The sequence below is a fragment of the Actinosynnema sp. NPDC037264 genome (assembly GCF_055603705.1).
The window spans coordinates 34,482-50,191 of sequence record NZ_JBVJVK010000029.1 but is presented as its reverse complement, the minus strand read 5'-3'; the positions used below and the strand labels follow the sequence as shown (position 1 = coordinate 50,191).

General features: G+C 74.3%; 15 protein-coding genes and 1 riboswitch. Of the genes, 3 read left to right on the top strand and 12 right to left on the bottom strand.

The features are described 5' to 3' along the window. Positions 1-11: 11 nt before the first annotated feature. The 7 genes from ACZ7GX_RS27285 to ACZ7GX_RS27255 all read right to left on the bottom strand — a co-directional run bounded on the left by ACZ7GX_RS27285 (position 12) and on the right by ACZ7GX_RS27255 (position 8,197). A complete protein-coding gene (locus ACZ7GX_RS27285) occupies positions 12-1,271 on the bottom strand; it encodes a cobalamin biosynthesis protein (protein ID WP_498780656.1) in 1,260 nt (419 codons plus the stop codon). Beyond that, a complete protein-coding gene (locus ACZ7GX_RS27280) occupies positions 1,268-2,110 on the bottom strand; it encodes a bifunctional cobalt-precorrin-7 (C(5))-methyltransferase/cobalt-precorrin-6B (C(15))-methyltransferase (RefSeq protein ID WP_498780655.1) in 843 nt (280 codons plus the stop codon). Before ACZ7GX_RS27280 ends, ACZ7GX_RS27285 begins: the two co-directional genes overlap by 4 nt. Position 2,111: 1 nt before the next feature. Beyond that, positions 2,112-3,239: a cobalt-precorrin-4/precorrin-4 C(11)-methyltransferase gene (locus ACZ7GX_RS27275; RefSeq protein ID WP_498780654.1), complete on the bottom strand. Its 1,128-nt coding sequence runs from the start codon at positions 3,237-3,239 to the stop codon at positions 2,112-2,114. A 64-nt stretch (positions 3,240-3,303) separates the two neighbouring features. Further along, on the bottom strand, positions 3,304-4,677 hold the full coding sequence (locus ACZ7GX_RS27270) for a cobyrinic acid a,c-diamide synthase CobB (RefSeq protein ID WP_498780653.1): 1,374 nt from the start codon (positions 4,675-4,677) through the stop codon (positions 3,304-3,306). Next, entirely contained in the window at positions 4,674-5,288 is a 615-nt protein-coding gene (cobO, locus tag ACZ7GX_RS27265) for a cob(I)yrinic acid a,c-diamide adenosyltransferase (protein ID WP_498780652.1), read from the bottom strand. The genes ACZ7GX_RS27270 and cobO overlap by 4 nt, the downstream gene beginning before the upstream one ends. Positions 5,289-5,299: 11 nt before the next feature. Beyond that, positions 5,300-7,276: a putative cobaltochelatase gene (locus ACZ7GX_RS27260; RefSeq protein WP_498780651.1), complete on the bottom strand. Its 1,977-nt coding sequence runs from the start codon at positions 7,274-7,276 to the stop codon at positions 5,300-5,302. Between the two features lie 57 nt (positions 7,277-7,333). Beyond that, positions 7,334-7,405, bottom strand: a riboswitch (cobalamin riboswitch). 216 nt (positions 7,406-7,621) lie between these two features. Next, complete coding sequence (locus ACZ7GX_RS27255; protein ID WP_498780650.1) at positions 7,622-8,197, bottom strand: TetR/AcrR family transcriptional regulator; 576 nt, start codon at positions 8,195-8,197, stop codon at positions 7,622-7,624. Between the two features lie 116 nt (positions 8,198-8,313). Between ACZ7GX_RS27255 and ACZ7GX_RS27250 the strand changes: the two genes are divergently transcribed. Then, positions 8,314-9,213, top strand: a complete 900-nt coding sequence (locus ACZ7GX_RS27250; protein WP_498780649.1) for a quinone oxidoreductase family protein — start codon at positions 8,314-8,316, stop codon at positions 9,211-9,213. Here ACZ7GX_RS27250 and ACZ7GX_RS27245 read toward each other — a convergent pair. Next, positions 9,133-10,374 (bottom strand): cytochrome P450, encoded by a 1,242-nt coding sequence (locus ACZ7GX_RS27245; protein ID WP_498780647.1) that lies wholly within the window; start codon positions 10,372-10,374, stop codon positions 9,133-9,135. The two genes, ACZ7GX_RS27250 and ACZ7GX_RS27245, sit on opposite strands and share 81 nt — an antisense overlap. 36 nt (positions 10,375-10,410) lie before the next feature. Between ACZ7GX_RS27245 and ACZ7GX_RS27240 the strand changes: the two genes are divergently transcribed. Further along, on the top strand, positions 10,411-11,589 hold the full coding sequence (locus ACZ7GX_RS27240; protein ID WP_498780645.1) for an 8-amino-7-oxononanoate synthase: 1,179 nt from the start codon (positions 10,411-10,413) through the stop codon (positions 11,587-11,589). Here the strand turns inward: ACZ7GX_RS27240 and ACZ7GX_RS27235 are convergent. Both ACZ7GX_RS27235 and ACZ7GX_RS27230 read right to left on the bottom strand, forming a co-directional pair. After that, entirely contained in the window at positions 11,543-12,001 is a 459-nt protein-coding gene (locus ACZ7GX_RS27235; RefSeq protein WP_498780643.1) for a GNAT family N-acetyltransferase, read from the bottom strand. The two genes, ACZ7GX_RS27240 and ACZ7GX_RS27235, sit on opposite strands and share 47 nt — an antisense overlap. Positions 12,002-12,154: 153 nt before the next feature. Then, positions 12,155-12,874, bottom strand: coding sequence for a serine protease (locus tag ACZ7GX_RS27230; protein ID WP_498780641.1), 720 nt, complete (start codon positions 12,872-12,874; stop codon positions 12,155-12,157). 177 nt (positions 12,875-13,051) lie between these two features. On the opposite strand from ACZ7GX_RS27230, the gene ACZ7GX_RS27225 reads away from it, so the two are divergent. Then, positions 13,052-13,660 (top strand): LysE family translocator, encoded by a 609-nt coding sequence (locus tag ACZ7GX_RS27225; protein WP_498780640.1) that lies wholly within the window; start codon positions 13,052-13,054, stop codon positions 13,658-13,660. A 135-nt stretch (positions 13,661-13,795) separates the two neighbouring features. On the opposite strand, the gene ACZ7GX_RS27220 is transcribed toward ACZ7GX_RS27225, so the two are convergent. Continuing rightward, positions 13,796-14,548: a S1 family peptidase gene (locus ACZ7GX_RS27220; protein WP_498780638.1), complete on the bottom strand. Its 753-nt coding sequence runs from the start codon at positions 14,546-14,548 to the stop codon at positions 13,796-13,798. A 72-nt stretch (positions 14,549-14,620) separates the two neighbouring features. Continuing rightward, positions 14,621-15,643: a M48 family metallopeptidase gene (locus ACZ7GX_RS27215; protein WP_498780636.1), complete on the bottom strand. Its 1,023-nt coding sequence runs from the start codon at positions 15,641-15,643 to the stop codon at positions 14,621-14,623. Positions 15,644-15,710 lie beyond the last annotated feature (67 nt).

Sequence of the window (15,710 nt, the reverse complement as noted above, 5' to 3'; positions counted from 1 at the left end):
TCGTCGGCACTTCACAGTTGACGAGTGACACCCGTCACGCGCACGACATCGGCGTGAATCGGCCCGGAAACGTCCGGCCCGGCGCCCGCCTCGACGAACGCCACCGCCGCGCCGTCCTCGGCCAGCCGCACCGCGCCGTCCGCCACCACCCTGGTGCCCGGCCGCAGCAGGTGCCGCACCTGCGCCACGCACTCGGCGCTGCCCACCACGACCGACGCCCGGCGCAGCTCGGCCTCGGCGCGCGGCGTGCGCTCGTCCGCGTCACCCGGGCCCAGCCCCACCAGCGCCAACCGGCCGCGCGGCAGCACCCGTGCGGCGGCGACCGTCACCCCGACGCCCTTCACCTTCTCGGCCGCGATCTCCACCCGGCCGCCGGCGGAGAGCTCCATCGCGCCGCGCAACGCCGCCGCCTCGGCCACGCTCGGGATGCCGATGGCCAGCTCCGCCGGGTTCGGCACCGGGATCACCGCCAGCTCCTCGCCCGGGTAGGACAGCAGCGGCGCGGTGGTCGAGTCGTGCCAGAAACCCCAGTCCTCCAACGCGTCCGCGATGCCCTGCTCGGCGACCTTGCGGTCCAGCGTGGCGAACGCCCGGACGGCGCGCAGGTCCAGCCCGCGCTCCTCCTCCAACGCCGCCAGCGCGGCCGACACCGCCGCCGCCGACACACCCGTGCTCGACCCGACGCCCACGACGAGCGTGCGCGGCACCACCCGCACCACGCGGTCGTCGACGGGGCCCTTGGGCACGCGGTCGTCCACCAGCACGCTCCACGCCGCGCCGTGGCCGTGGGCGACGACGTTGTCCGGCAGCGCGGGCAGCGGGAAGCCGAGCGGGTTGGCCAGCAGCACGGGCTCGCCCGACCGGACCGCTTCGCCGCACGCCGCCAGGTCGCCCTCGACGGTGGCGTCCAGCAGCTCGACCAGCTCGTCCAGCGGCGAATCGGCCGACGCCGCGGTGGTCACGGCCTGCGCGCCGAGCACGTCGGCGACCCGTTCGGCCACCGCGTCCGCGCCGCCGAGCAGCGACACGGCGAACCCGCCGTCCACGCACACCACGCCCGGGTCGGCCCGCTCGTCGCGCAGCAACGGCGCCACCAGGCGCACGGTCGCCTCCGTGCCGAGGAAGAACACCGCCGAACCCAGCCGGGGCCACAACGCGCGCAGCGCGGGCCCGATCGGACCGTCCGGCACCACCGCGTCGGGCCCGAGGAACCCGGCCAGCTCGACCGCGGCCCGCCGCCCGCGCTCGCCGGCGGCGAACACACCGATCACGCCTTCTTCACTCCCCACAGCACGGTCACCGGGTTGGTGGCCAGCAACGTGCCGCCGGCGAGCCGGGCGGCGGCCACCTGGCTGCCCTCGACCTCGTACCCGGCCTCCAGCAACGCGTCACGCGCGGGCAGCACGCGGTCCAGGTCCGGGGTCGCCACCACGACCCGCCGGGCGCCCGACCGCACGCACCGCCGCACCACGTCCGCGCCACCGCCGCCGACGAACACCGCGTCCGGCCGGGGCAGCTCGCCCGCGTCACCCAGCTCGGCCTCGACCACGCGCACGTCCACGCCGTGCGCGGAGGCGTTGGCGATGATCCGCACGCACTGCACCGGATCGCGCTCCACCGCGACGACGGCCGCGCCGAGCCGGCCGCACTCGACGCCGATCGCGCCGGGGCCCGCGCCGACGTCCCAGACCAGCACGCCGGGGCGCGGCGCGAGCCGGGCCAGCACCAGCGCCCGCACCTCGGCGACCGCGATCATGCCGTCGCGTTGCGCGAAGTCGCCGTCGGGCAGCGCCCAGCCCTCGCCGACGGGCGCGAAGTTCTGCTCGGCCAGGCACAGGATCGCGCCGGGCTCGGACCACTGGCGCGCGACCGCGTCCGCCGGGTCCACAGTGGACAGACCGGCGGCCGACTCGACGACCAGCGCGCGCCGCCACCCGGTCAGGCCGCGGGCCAGTTCCGCCGGATCGGCGCCGGACACGACGACGGCGGGCTTGGCCCGGCACACGTTCAGCGCGTGCCGGGTGCCGACGGCCTCCGCGTCCACGACGGTCACGTCATCCCACGAACGGCCGGCGTCCGTGACGAAGCGGTGCAGCGCGACGACGTCCACGTCAGTTCACGCGCTTGTTCTTCTTGGCCCGCGACCCGGACGGCTTGCGCGGCGTGGTGCTCGCCTGCACGGTGGTGGGCTTGCGCTTCGCGGCGGCGGCGACCACGGGCTTGGGCTTCGGCTTGGCTTCGTGCTCCACCGAGGTCTCCACCGGTGCGCTCTCCGGCGCGTTGCCCAGTGCGTTGTCGGGCGCGTTCTCGGGCACGTCGACGACCAGCTCCAGCAGCGGCTCGCCGACCGGCACGGCCTTCGGCCTCGCGGGCGCGGAGCGCTTGGTGCGCGCGGTCTCCTGCCAGTCGTGCACCGCCGACCACGCCGCCGCCGACGGCGAGTCACCGACCGACTTCACCACCGGCCGGTTCGCGCGCGCGGCCCACTTCGACGCCCGCGGCCTGCGCACCGGCTCGTCGCCCTCGACCACCGGTGACCGGCGGCGCGACGAGGGCTGCGCGAGCACCTTGCCGACCAGGAACAGCGTGGTGCGGTAGAGCTTGTGCTCCTTGACGCACGCCTCCAGCTCGCCCACCGTCGTCTGCGCGACCGTTTCGTCGGGCAGGGAAACCTTGTACGCCACCACGACCGGCGTGTCGTCGGCGTAACCGCCCGCGCGCAGCCGCTCGACCAGCAGGCCGGCCCGGGAGCCGGACGCGGAGATCGCCATCGTGGTGCCGTGCGCGGCGAGCTCCGCGACGTGCTCGGCGGTGTCGGGCCCGACCAGCAGCAACGACTGCGCGACGTCCGAAGTGGTCAGCTCGCGGCCGACGGCCGCCGCCGCGGCGGACACCTGCGACACGCCCGGCACGACGTCGGTCACCAAGCCGAGCCGCTGGCACGCGTCCTGCTGGTCGCGCAAGCCGCCCCACAGCGACGGGTCGCCCGCGTGCAGCCGCACCACCTTGAGCCTGCCCGCCGACGCGCGCCGGTACACCTCGACCACCTCGGCCTCGGTGACGCGGGAGAAGTCGACCAGCTCGGCGTCGGCGCGGGCGTGCTCGCGCACGCACTCCACCTCGATCACGCTCGGGGCCCACAGCACGACGTCGGCCTCGGCTATCCGCTTCGCGCCGCGCACGGTGATGAGATCGGCGGCGCCGGGACCGGCGCCCACGAAGGAGACCCGACCAGTCATCACAACTGCTCCCCACGACGTGTTCGGCTGGTGGGCAAGGACCGTACCGCGCGAGCGCGATCCACTAACGAGTGGCCTCGAAGCGCACGGACTCGTTCGCGCAGGCCCGGACGAAGCGCGTCACGGCCTCCGGCGCGGACGCCGGGTGGGTGTGCAGGTACGACGCGTGCACCCCGCCGAGGACGAATCCCTCGGCCACCGGGCGCAGGTCGTGGCCGCGCCACTGCCAGGCGGGCTTCGCCCCGTGCGGGACGCTCAGCGCGGTGCGGTGGAACTCGTGCCCGGTGATCCGGGAGCCCGCGCGGGCCAGCACGGAGTCCTGCGGCGCGACGGCGTCGCGGTAGCCGAGGGTGAGCCGGGACGTCATCGAGCCGTCCGCGTCGATCACGCCGCACATCGGCGCGCCGTCCAACGAGTTCGCCAGGTACAGCAGGCCGCCGCACTCGGCGTGCACGGGCGCGCCGCCGCGGGCCAGGGCGGCGACGGCGGCGCGCAGCTTCTCGTTGGCCGACAGCTCGGCCGCGTGCTGCTCGGGGAACCCGCCGGGCAGCACCAGGCCGGCCGTGCCCTCGGGCAGCGCCTCGTCGCGCAGCGGGTCGACCACGACGACGTCCGCGCCGGCCGCGCCGAGCAGCTCGACCTGCTCGGCGTAGCCGAACGTGAACGCCGCGCCGCCCGCGACCGCGACCGTCGGCCTGCCGTCCACCTGCTCGACCTCCGCCCGCGGGTCCCACGTCGGCACCGCCATCGCGGGCACCTCGGCGGCGAGCCGCCGCACGGCGTCCAGGTCGACGTGCCGTGCGACGGCGGCGGCGATGGCGTCCACGGCGGCGGTGGCGGCCGGTCCGTGCTCGGCGGCGGTGACCAGGCCGAGGTGGCGTGACGGCAGCGCGAACTCGGGGTCGCGCGGCAGCACGCCGAGCACTTCCAGGCCGACCTCGGCGCAGGCGCCGCGCAGCACCTGCTCGTGCCGGGCCGAGCCGACCTGGTTGAGCACCACGCCGCCGAGCCGCACGGTCGGGTCGTAGCCGCGGAACCCGTGCAGCAGGGCGGCGAGGCTGCGGCTCTGGCCCCGGGCGTCGACCACGAACAGCACCGGCGCGGACAGCAGCTTGGCGACGTGCGCGGTGGACCCGATGCCCTCGGTGTCCACCCGCCCGTCGAACAGGCCCATCACGCCTTCCACCACGGCCAGGTCGCAGCCGCGCGCGCCGTGCGCGAACAGCGACGCCACCCGGTGCTCGCCGACCATGACGGGGTCGAGGTTGCGGCCCGGCCTGCCGGTGGCCACCGAGTGGTAGCCGGGGTCGATGTAGTCCGGGCCGACCTTGAACGGCGCGACCTTGTCGCCCGCGCGGCGCAGCGCCGCCATCAGGCCGGTGGCCACGGTGGTCTTGCCGCTGCCCGACGCGGGCGCGGCGACCACCAGCCGGTTCACCACTCGATCCCCTTCTGGCCCTTCTGGCCCGCGTCCATCGGGTGCTTGACCTTGGTCATCTCCACCACCAGGTCGGCGGCCTCGACCAGCTTGTCGGGCGCGTACCGGCCGGTGATGACGACGTGCTGGTGGCCGGGTCGGTTGATCAGCGCCTCGACCACCTCGTCCACGTCGATCCAGCCCCAGTGCAGGGGGTAGGTGAACTCGTCGAGCACGTAGAGGCCGTGCTGCCCGGCGGCGAGGCGGCGGGCGATCTCCTGCCAGCCCTCGCGCGCGGCGGCGGCGTGGTCGTCCTCGGTGCCCTGCTTGCGGGTCCAGGACCAGCCCTCGCCCATCTTGTGCCACTCGACGGGGCCGCCCTCGCCGGTCTGCTCGTGCAGGCGGCCGAGCGCGCGGAACGCCGACTCCTCGCCGACCTTCCACTTCGCTGACTTCACGAACTGGAAGACGCCGATGGACCAGCCCTGGTTCCACCCGCGCAGCGCGAGCCCGAAGGCGGCGGTCGACTTGCCCTTCATCTCGCCGGTGTGCAACACGACCAACGGCCGGTTGCGGCGCTGGCGGGTGCTGAGGCCGTCGTTCGGGACGACGGACGGTTGACCTTGAGGCACTTTCGACGCTCCTAAGCGGCTCGGGCGGCGCGGACGACGCCCGCCACCTGGTCTGCGGACAGTTCCTCCAAGCGCACGCACGCCGCGGCCAGCGCGCCCGCCACCCGTGCCGCCAGGCCGAGCCTGACCGGGCCGTGCTCGCAGTCCACGACGACCGACGCCACCCGGTCGGCCGCCAGCAGGCCGGCCGCGCGCAGGGCGTCGCGCATCGGGTCGCCGCCCGTGCCGGTGGCCGTCGCGCGGCCGTCGGTGAGCAGCACCAGCAGCGGTCGGCGGCGCGGGTCGCGGACGCGTTCGGCGTCCAGCACGCGGCGGGCGCGCAGCAGGCCGTCGGCCAACGGGGTCCGGCCGCCGGTGCGCAGGGCGCGCAGCCGGGCCGCCGCCGCGTCGACCGAGTTCGTCGGCGGCAGGGCGACCTGGGCCTCCCGGCCGCGGAAGGTCACCACGCCGACCTTGTCCCGCCGCTGGTAGGCGTCGCGGAGCAGGGAGATCACCGCGCCGGTGACCGCCGACATCCGCTGCCGGGCCGCCATCGAGCCGGAGGCGTCGACGACGAACAGCACGAGGTTGCCCTCTCTGCCCTCGCGCACCGAGAGCCGCAGGTCCGCGCCGCGCAGTTCCAGGCCGGGACCGGTGCGGCCCCGGGCGGACTGGTGGGGCGCCGCCGCGCCGAGCGTGCCGACCAGGTGCAGCCCTGCACCATCCACTGTGGACGAACGGACCACGCGGCCGGTGCGGGCACGGGCGCGCGACCGCTTGCCGGGCGCGCCCTCGCCGACCCCCGGCACCTGCAACAGGCGGGCGCGGAACGCCGGGGCCGGTGCGTGCGACCGGTCGGACCGGCCGTTGCCCTGACCGTCCGAAGTGGACTCCGGCGGCTCGCCGGGCAGCTCCGAGCCGTCGCCGCCGCCGTCCGGGCCGCCGGGGTCGGTTCCGGGGCCTTCGGGGTCGTCGTCGGGGTCGTCCTCGGGTTCTCGGGCGGCTTCCGCGCCCTGCTGGAGGGCGTCGTCGAGCTGCTCTTCCTCCAGCCCCGGCTCGTCGAACGGGTCCCGGCGCTTGCGGTGCGGCAACGCCAGCCGCACGGCCGCCTCCACGTCCTGCTCGGCCACCTCGTCGGCGCCCCGCCAGGCGGCGTGCGCGGTCGCGGTGCGGGCCACCACGAGGTCCGCGCGCATGCCGTCCACCTCGAACGCGGCGCAGATGCCGGAGATGCGGCGCAGTTCCGCGTCCGGCAGCACCACGTCCCCGAGCCGCTCGCGGGCGGCGACGATCCGCCGGGCCAGCTCCCGGTCGGCCTCGGCCCAGCGGGCGGCGAAGCCCTCGGGGTCCGCCTCGTACGCCAACCGCCGCCGCACCACCTCGGTGCGCGTCGGCACGTCCCGCGAGGCGCGGACCGCGACCGTGAGGCCGAAGCGGTCCAGCAGCTGCGGGCGCAGCTCGCCCTCCTCCGGGTTCATGGTGCCCACCAGGAGGAACGACGCGGCGTGCGACACGGACACGCCTTCGCGCTCGACGTGCGCGCGGCCCATGGCGGCGGCGTCGAGCAGCAGGTCCACGAGGTGGTCGTGCAGGAGGTTCACCTCGTCCACGTACAGCACGCCCCGGTGCGCGGCGGCCAGCAGACCGGGCTGGTAGGCGCGGACCCCCTCGGTCAACGCGCGTTCCAGGTCGAGCGAGCCGATCAGCCGGTCCTCGGTCGCGCCGACCGGCAGCTCGACCAGCCGTGCGGGCCGCCGTTGGGCGCCGTGGTCGTGCGGCCCGTCGGGGCAGTCGGTCGGTGTCGCCGGGTCGCAGCCGAAGCGGCAGCCCGGCACCACGTCCAGCTCGGGGAGCAGCGCGGCGAGGGCGCGGACCACGGTCGACTTCGCGGTCCCCTTCTCGCCTCGGACGAGCACCCCGCCGATACCGGGGTGCACGGCGTTGAGCAGCAGAGCCGTGCGGAGGTCGTCGTGGCCGACGACAGCGGAAAAGGGGAAACGCGCGCCCATGCGGCGGTGTCCTTCCTCGGGTGTCCACGCCCGTGTCCGGTCGATGAGTCGGGGGTCGAGTTCCTGACTCCCGGGCTCCTCGGTCCGGTCACAGTGGCGGGACCGTGCCGGATTCACACCGGCTTCCTCGCGCACCCCCTCAAGCCTGGGCATCGTCGCACTTCCCCCGGCGCGCTCCAAGTCCCGGGCGGGCGAGGACGATCACACCGGCGAATCCCGGACAGCGCCGATGCGGGCCGGCGCGGGTGCGGGCCCGGTGCCGGTGCGGGTGTTGGTGCGGGCCTGAGCGCAGGTGCAGGTGCGGGCCCGAGTGCGGGTCCGGGTGTTGGTGCGGGTGTTGGTCGATCAGCTCACGGCAGGCGCCAGGTCACCCGACAGCACGCCCCGGGCGAGCGAGATCACGCCGGCGCGCACCCGTGCCACGTCCAGACCGCACCGCTCGACCATGTGCCGCAGCGTGTCGGCACGCACCTGCGCGATCAGGGCGTGCGCCAGGTACTCGGCGTCCGCACCGGGCTTGACCTGCGAGATCAACGCGACGAGGCGCTGGTGCGTGAGCTTGGCGTCCGCGTCGCACGCGATGCTGCGCGTGGACACCCGCTCGAAGGCGATCACCAGCGGCAGGGCGGCGATCACGTGGTCGAACAGGGTCGCCACGAACGTGATCACCCGCTCCTCCGGCGGCACGTCGCCGGCTTCCAGCAACGCCTCCGCCTCCGCCCGCCACGACTCGGAGGTCTCGTCGACCACCGCCTGCACGAGGCCGTCGCGGTCGCCGAAGCGGCGGAACACGGTGCCCTTGCCCACGCCCGCGGCGGCGGCGACGTCGTCCATGGAGAACCCGTCCGGCCCGCGTTCGGCGATCAGGCGCGCGGCGGTGGCCAGGACCGCGGCGCGGTTGCGCTCGGCGTCCTTCCGCATCGTGGACCTCCTCCGACCCGCGGCTCGATCGACTCGCTTGACAAAAGCGGACCAGCAGTCCGTATGGTAGCGGACAGGAAACGGACCGGCGGTCCGTTTGAAATTCTGGAGGCGTTGTGCGAGCGGTGCGGTTCCACGAGTTCGGTCCGGCGGACGTGCTCGGCGTGGAGGAGGTGCCCGATCCGGTCGCCGGGCCGGGCCAGGTCCTGGTCCGCGTCACGGCGATCGGCGTGAACTACGGCGAGACGATCATCCGGTCGGGCACGGGCGCGCGGGTGGTGCCCTGGTACGACCTCGCGCCCGGCGCGCTGGGCGGCGAGGTGGTCGGCGTGGGCCCCGACGGCAGGCGGCTGATCGGCTTCGCGCTCGGCGAGGGCTACGCCGAACTGGCCCTGCTGCCCGAGGACGCGACCGAGGTGCCCGACGACGTGTCCGACCACGAGGCGCTGGCCCTGTACCTCCAGGGCACGACGGCGGTGGCCGCCGCGGACGCGGTCCGGCTCGCCGCGGGCGAGCGGGTGCTGGTCGAGGCGGCGGCGGGCGGTGTCGGCAGCCTGCTCGTGCAGGTCGCGGCACGGGCGGGCGCGACGGTCGTGGCCGCCGCGCGGGGCGAGCGGAAGCTGGCGCTGGCCCGTGAGCTGGGCGCGCACGAGGTCGTGGACTACGGCGAGCCGGACTGGCCGACCGGGGTCGAGCCGGTCGACGTGGTGTTCTCCTCGGTCGGCGGCACGGTGGCGCGGCAGTCGTTCGAGCTGCTGCGCGACGGGGTCGGCCGGCTGGCCGTGTTCGGCTTCGCGAGCGGCGAGCCGCTGGACGTGACCGCGTCCGACGTGTTCCGCAAGGGCGTCGCGGTCCTCGGGTTCGGCAACCCCGTCAACCCCGACACGGTGCGGCGGGCGTTCACCTCGGGCCTGCGCCCGGTGCTGGGCGAGGCGCTACCGCTGGCAGACGCCGCCCGCGCCCACGAACTGCTGGAGACCCGGGCCTCGACCGGCAAGGTCGTGCTGGTCCCCTAGCTCGACCTCCACGCTCAACGGCGCGCGGAACGACAGCAGGCCCAGCATCGGCGGCGGCCCGGTCGAGGCGAGGCGCAGGTCCGGGAACCGCCGTGCGGTCTCCCGCAGCACGACCTCCGCCTCCAGCCTCGCCAGGCCGGCGCCGAGGCAGAAGTGCCTGCCGAAGCCGAACGCCAGGTGCTTGCGGGCGTTCGGCCTGGCCGGGCAGAAGCGCTCGGGCTCGCCGAAGACGTCCGGGTCCGAGCCGCTGCCCGCGAGCATGAGCAGCAGCGGTTCGCCCGCCGGCACCTCCACCCCTGAAAGGGTGACGGGCTCGGCCGTGATCCGCCGCCACGTGCTCACCGGCGGATCACGGCGCAGCACCTCTTCCACGCACGCGCCGGCCACCCCGGGCTCGTCCAGCCGCGACCACAGGTCGTCCTGCCCCAGGACCGCGTGGAACGCCGCGCACAGCAGCTGGGTCGTCGTCTCCTGGCCCGCGATCAGCAGGAAGTAGCAGAGCCCGGCCGCGTCCCGGATCGGCACGTCCTGCGCCCGCAGCGCGCCGAACAGGTCGTCGCCCTCCGGGTCGGCGGCCTTGATCCGCGAGGTGAGCCACTGGTGGAACGCGGCGGCGGGACGGGCCAGCTCGTGCTGCCGCTCCGCCGTGACGTCGCCCCAGAACAGCTCCAACGACGCCGTGCTCCAGGCCTTGAGCGCCTCGACGTCGACGTCCCGGATGCCCAGGACCTCCAGCAGCACGATCGCGGGCAGGTCGCGGGCCAGCACCGGGTGCAGGTCGGCACGTCCGGCGCGGAGGTCGAGCCGGTCCAGGCGCTCACCGGTCAGCTCCGCGATCCGCGGCCCCATCGCCGCCACGCGGGCCGGGGTGAGGAACCGGGACACCAGTCGGCGCAGGTCGGCGTGCGTCTCGGTGCCGTTGTTGGCCAACGTCGGCGGCAGCGAGAACCCGGCGCGGGCCAGCACCCGCAGCACCGGCCGCGGGATCGGGGTCACCGCGGTCAACGCGTTGTCCGGGTGGAAGCGACGTGGGTCGGCCAGCACCGCGCGCACGTCGTCGTAGCGGCTGACCAGCCACATCCCGGTGCGCTCGTCGCGGTGGACCGGCGCGTTCTCCCGCAACGAGCGCAGGTCGGCAGGCTCCGGCTGGAAGAGGTCCACGCCGGCACCGTAGCCGTCGGATGCGACACTGCCGGCGTGAGCGTGCGCACAGGTGACTCGGTGTTCGACTGGATCGACACGCGTGCCGAGGCGCGCGCGAAAGCCGGTCTCGCCCGCCGGGTCCGGCCACGGCCGGCGGACTCGACGAACCTCGACCTGGCCTCGAACGACTACCTCGGCCTGGCCCGCGACAAGCGGGTCACGGGCGCCGCCGCGGCGGCCGCGTTGCGCTGGGGCGCGGGCTCGACCGGGTCGCGGCTGGTCACCGGCTCGACCGAGCTGCACACCGAGCTGGAGTACGAGCTCGCGAACTTCTGCGGCGCGCAGTCCGCGCTGGTGTTCTCCTCGGGCTACGCGGCGAACCTGGGCGCGCTGACCGCGTTGTCCGGCCCCGGCACCGCGATCGTCGCCGACCAGCACATCCACGCCTCCCTGATCGACGGCACCCGGCTGTCCAAAGCGGACGTCGTGGTCGCCGGGCACTGCGACGTCGACCAGGTCACGCACGCCCTGGCCACGCGCGGCAAGCGGCGGGCGCTGGTGGTGACGGACTCGGTGTTCTCCGTCGACGGCGACCTCGCGCCGCTGGCCCGGCTGGCCGCCGCGTGCCGCGAGCACGACGCGGCGCTGGTCGTGGACGACGCGCACGGCCTCGGCGTGATCGGCGAGGGCGGACGGGGCGCGGTGCACGCGGCGGGCCTGGCAAAGGCGCCCGACGTGGTCACCACGGTGACGCTGTCCAAGTCGCTCGGCGCGCAGGGCGGCGCGGTGCTCGGGCCGAGCCGGGTGATCAAGCACCTCGTCGACACCGCGCGCACGTTCATCTTCGACACCGGGCTCGCACCGGCCAGCGCGGCGGCGTCGTTGGCCGCGTTGAAGGTGTTGCGGGACGAGCCGGAACGGCCCGCCCGGGCCCTGGAAGTGGCTCAGGACCTGGCGTTCCGGCTGAAGGAGGCGGGGTTGCGGGTCAGCACGCCGACCGCGGCCGTCGTGTCCGTGCAGGCGCCGTCGCCGGAGGCGGCGTTCGACTGGGCCGAGGCGTGCCGGGCGCAGGGCGTGGTCGTCGGCTGCTTCCGGCCGCCGTCGGTGCCCGACCGGATCTCCCGGCTGCGCCTGACCGCCCGCGCCGACCTGTCCGAGGGCGAGATCGAGCGCGCCGTGCGGGTGATCACGGAGACCGGCGCATCCGCAGGTGCGGTATCCCGTCCTCGATGAACTCCGCGCCCTGCGGCTCGAAGCCGAACGACGCGTAGAAGTCGGCCACGTAGGTCTGGGCGTCCAGCACGCACTCCACCTGGCCAATCTCGGCCAGCACCGCCTCCATCAGCCGACGGCTGTAGCCGCGACCGCGGGCGGCGCGGGCCGTGCAGACCCGGCCGACGCGGAACGTGCCGCCGGGTTCCTCCAGCAGGCGCAGGTAGGCCTGCGGGCCGGGCAGGTCGTCGGCTTCCAGCCAGAAGTGGCGGGTGCCCGGTTCGAGGTCACGCCCGTCCAGTTCGGGGTAGACGCAGTTCTGCTCCACGACGAAGACGTCGGAACGCAGTTTGAGCACGGCGTAGAGCTGGTCGGGGGTCAGGTCGGCCGACCACTGCCGGCGCAGCGTCGCCGGGTACGGGTGTGAGCGCACCCCACCGTGGTATCACACGGGTCCTGGGGTGGGTTGTGTGGTGGTTCCTGTGGTCGAGCCTGGTGGGTCCTGTGGTCGGGCCCGGTCGGGTCTGTGGTCGGGCCGCGTCTTGGGAAGAGCTTCCTGTGGTTCTGTGCGGCGGCGTCCCGATTCTTAGAGCTCCGCCCGGTACCGGCTCAAGCGCGTGTAGACGCCGGGTTGGCCCGGTCGGGCGCAGCCGCGGCCGTAGGACACGAGGCCCACCAGTTCGCCGGCCACGGTGAGCGGTCCGCCGGAATCACCCTCGCAGGCGTCCTTGCCGCCCTCGGGGTAGCCCGCGCACAGCATCCCGCCCGGCCGGTAGTCGGGCACCTCGGCGGCGCACTCGGCGTCCGCGCGGATCGGCACGTCGACCTCGCGCAGGCGGCGGCTCGGTGCGCTCAGCTCGGCGGTGCGGCCCCAGCCGTAGACGGTGGCCCGGCCCGGCGCGGCGTCCGCGATCCGGACCGGCCGGTACGGCAGCGGGGTGGCGAGGGTGAGGGTGGCCACGTCGTCGCCCGCGGACACCTCGGTGAACGCGGGGTGGCGCCAGAGCGCGGTGACACCCGCGGCCCGTCCCTCGGTGGTGTCGAGGTCGGCCCGGCCGGCGACGACGGTCAGGTCGGCGGGCACCCGGTCGCGGACGCCGAGTGCGGTGCGCGCGACCGTGCAGTGCGCGGCGGTGACCACCTTGTCCGATGCGATCAGCGCGCCGCCGCAGAAGAAGGTGCCCCCGTCGAACAACGCCACCGCCCACGGCGTCGCGGGCGCCTCCCGACCGCCGACGATCGCGTCCGCGGGCAGCGCCGAGAGGATCAGAACGAGAACGGCGAAGACCGGCGCGCTGATGCGCATGGAGCACCTCTCTACGTCAAGTGGCGGAACGGGCACCGACGGTAGCGGAAGGTCCGAGCGGACGGGATCCGGGTATGAGATCCGGAAAATCTGTTGTTAGAGTGCGGTGGTGCCGAAGATTTAACGGCCAGTGAGGCAGATCACGGCGATCTGTCCGGAACCTGAGGGAGGTTTTCCATGCACCTGGACTTCACCCAGCTGCCGGCGTTCCTGATCGCCTGCGCGGTGGTCGTGCTGACGCCCGGCGTGGACGCCTTCCTCCTGCTGCGCACCTCGATGAGGTCCGGCACGCGGGCCGGGCTGCTGGCGCTGGCGGGCATCCACACCGCGGCCTTCGTGCAGGTGGCCCTGGTGATCTCGGGCCTGGGCGTGGTGATCGCCCGCTACCCGGCCGTGCTGACCGGGCTGCGCTGGATCGGCGCGGCGTACCTGCTCTACCTGGCCGTGACGATCACCCGCGGGCTGCTGCGGCGTTCGGGCGGCGAGGTGGTGGGGGTCGCGCCGCCCCGGCCGTTCCGGCAGGGGTTCCTGACCAACATCACCAACCCGAAGATGCTGCTGTTCTCGCTGGCGTTCCTGCCGCAGTTCATCGGAACGGGCGACCCGACGTGGCAGCTCGGCCTGCTCGCGGCCGTGTTCCTCGGGCTCGCGGCGTTGTGGGAGCTGACGATCGTGGTGGCGGCGGCGCGGGTGGCCGGCTCGTTGCGGCGACCCGGTGTGACGACGGCGTTGGACGCGGTCTGCGCGGCGGTGTTCGTGACGATGTCGATCGGGCTCGTGCTGTAGGTCGACAGCCCCGGCGCAGGTCGAGTTCCGGGTGTAGGCCAGTTCCGGGTGCAGGTCGGTTCCGGGTGCAGGTCCGGTGCAGGGCGAGGCCCGACCGGCGTGCGGACCCGTCTGAAAGGTCCGCACGCCGGTTGGTCACGCCGCCAGTTGTTCCTCGATCGCCTGGGAGTAGGCGGCGATGTTGCTGTAGACGCCCGGCTTGCCCTCCCGCGCGCAACCTTCACCCCAAGAGGTGACGCCGATCAGCTTCCCGCCGGCCACGAACGGGCCGCCCGAGTCGCCCTGGCACGTGTCGACGCCACCCTCCGGGTAACCGGCGCACGTCATCTCGTCCGGGTCGAACTGGGGGTAAGCGGTGCGGCAGTACTCGTGGTCCGTCACCGGCACGGTCGCGCCGAGCAGGTAGCGCGAGCCCGAGCCCTGCTCGCTGGTCCGGCCCCAGCCGAACACCCGACCGCTCGTGCCCGGCTCGTACAGCGCGCCGTCGGACGGCTGCGCCAGCGGCAGGGGCGTGTAGTCCACCGGCGAGCGCAAGGTCAGCACGGCGACGTCCGCACCCTGGTCCGCGGACACGTACTCCGGGTGGACCCAGATCTCGGACAGCCGGGCGACCACGCCCTCGTCACCCTTGCGATCCTCGCGGCCCAGCACGACCCGCGTGTTGCGGGGCGTCCGGGTGGTGGCGCAGTGGGCGGCGGTGACCACCTTGGTCGGCGCCACCAGCGTGCCGCCGCAGAACTGGTTCCCGGTGGCGTCGGCCACGTACACCACCCACGGGTGGTCCGCGATCGACACCCGTTCACCGCCCACTACGCGCTCGTCCACGTCCGCCGTGGCAGTGCCCGCGAGAGCCATCGACAACGTCATCAACAACGCGGCAAGCCGCATCGGCCCCTCCTCCTGATCAAAGGCGTCAGGAGGAGGTTAGCCAGAATGGCCGGTTCCGCTGGGCCAAGCGGACTAGTCCGCTCCGGTGAACTTGCTGCGCACCCGGCCCGCCGCGCCCGCGAGCACGTCGCCGACCTCGTTGAAGACCTTCATCAGCGGGTCCTCGGACTCGGCCGCCGACTCCTTGTACGACCTGGCCGCGGACTTGATGTCCTCGGTGAACGAGCTCGTCGGCCGGTCGTCCTCGCGCCGCTGGTACGAGCCGGTCAGGATGGCGCGGTACTCCTCGCCCGCCGCCCACTTCTGCAGCTCGGCGGCGCGGACCACGGCCATCGGGTGGGTCAGCGGCCACGTGCGGATCAGCTTGAGCACGCTGTCGCGCACGTCCTCGACCTGCTCGTACTCCTTGGCCTGCTTGAGGAACTCGGCCGTGTCGACCTGGCTGAGGTCCATGCCGCCCGCCATGGCCACGTGCACGCGCAGCGCGGCGGCCGGGTCCTGCCCGCAGAGCAGGCCGGCGCGGTCGCAGGACAGCTCGGTCTTGCGGTACCACTCGCGCAGCGCGGCGATGATCGCGGTGATCGCCCAGTAGCCGCCCGGCATCCAGCCCAGACCGTGCTGCAGCTGCATCAGCCGCTGCAGGATCGTCTGGTACAGCGCGTGCCCGGACAGCACGTGCCCCATCTCGTGCCCGATGGCGAACCGCAGGCCCTCCGCGTCCAGCAGCTCGATCAGGCCCGTGGTGAGCACGATGAACGGCTTGTCGATGCCCAGCGTCATGGCGTTGGGCACCGGGTCGCGCTTGACGAACAGCTCCGGCACCGGGTCGACGTCCAGCGTCGCCGCCGCCTCGAGCCGGAGCCGGTCCAGCTCCGGGTACTGCCTGGGGCCCACCCGGATGCTCGACGCCAGGTAGCCCAACCTCTCACCGCGTTCCGTGAACGCGCCCGCCACCGCCTGCAGCACCGGGCCGATGCCCGGCACCGCGCGCAAGACCGCCAACGCCCCCCGGTCGACCGGGTGCTCGTACGCACGCGGGCTGATGCCCGGGAACCGGACACGCGCGCTCGACCGTTCGATCTCCTCGCTGCTCATGGTTCCCACAGTGCCACGACCCGTGCCCCACATCTCCCCGATCGGACGAATCGACGTGCACACTGGC

What these genes read in the sequence shown, in the direction of transcription:
- ACZ7GX_RS27230 (WP_498780641.1), bottom strand. Translation starts at nt 12,874, where the DNA reads ATGCGCATCAGCGCGCCGGTCTTCGCCGTTCTCGTTCTGATCCTCTCG.
- ACZ7GX_RS27260 (WP_498780651.1), bottom strand. Translation starts at nt 7,276, where the DNA reads ATGGGCGCGCGTTTCCCCTTTTCCGCTGTCGTCGGCCACGACGACCTC.
- ACZ7GX_RS27275 (WP_498780654.1), bottom strand. Translation starts at nt 3,239, where the DNA reads ATGACTGGTCGGGTCTCCTTCGTGGGCGCCGGTCCCGGCGCCGCCGAT.
- ACZ7GX_RS27225 (WP_498780640.1), top strand. Translation starts at nt 13,052, where the DNA reads ATGCACCTGGACTTCACCCAGCTGCCGGCGTTCCTGATCGCCTGCGCG.
- ACZ7GX_RS27220 (WP_498780638.1), bottom strand. Translation starts at nt 14,548, where the DNA reads ATGCGGCTTGCCGCGTTGTTGATGACGTTGTCGATGGCTCTCGCGGGC.
- ACZ7GX_RS27255 (WP_498780650.1), bottom strand. Translation starts at nt 8,197, where the DNA reads ATGCGGAAGGACGCCGAGCGCAACCGCGCCGCGGTCCTGGCCACCGCC.
- ACZ7GX_RS27215 (WP_498780636.1), bottom strand. Translation starts at nt 15,643, where the DNA reads ATGAGCAGCGAGGAGATCGAACGGTCGAGCGCGCGTGTCCGGTTCCCG.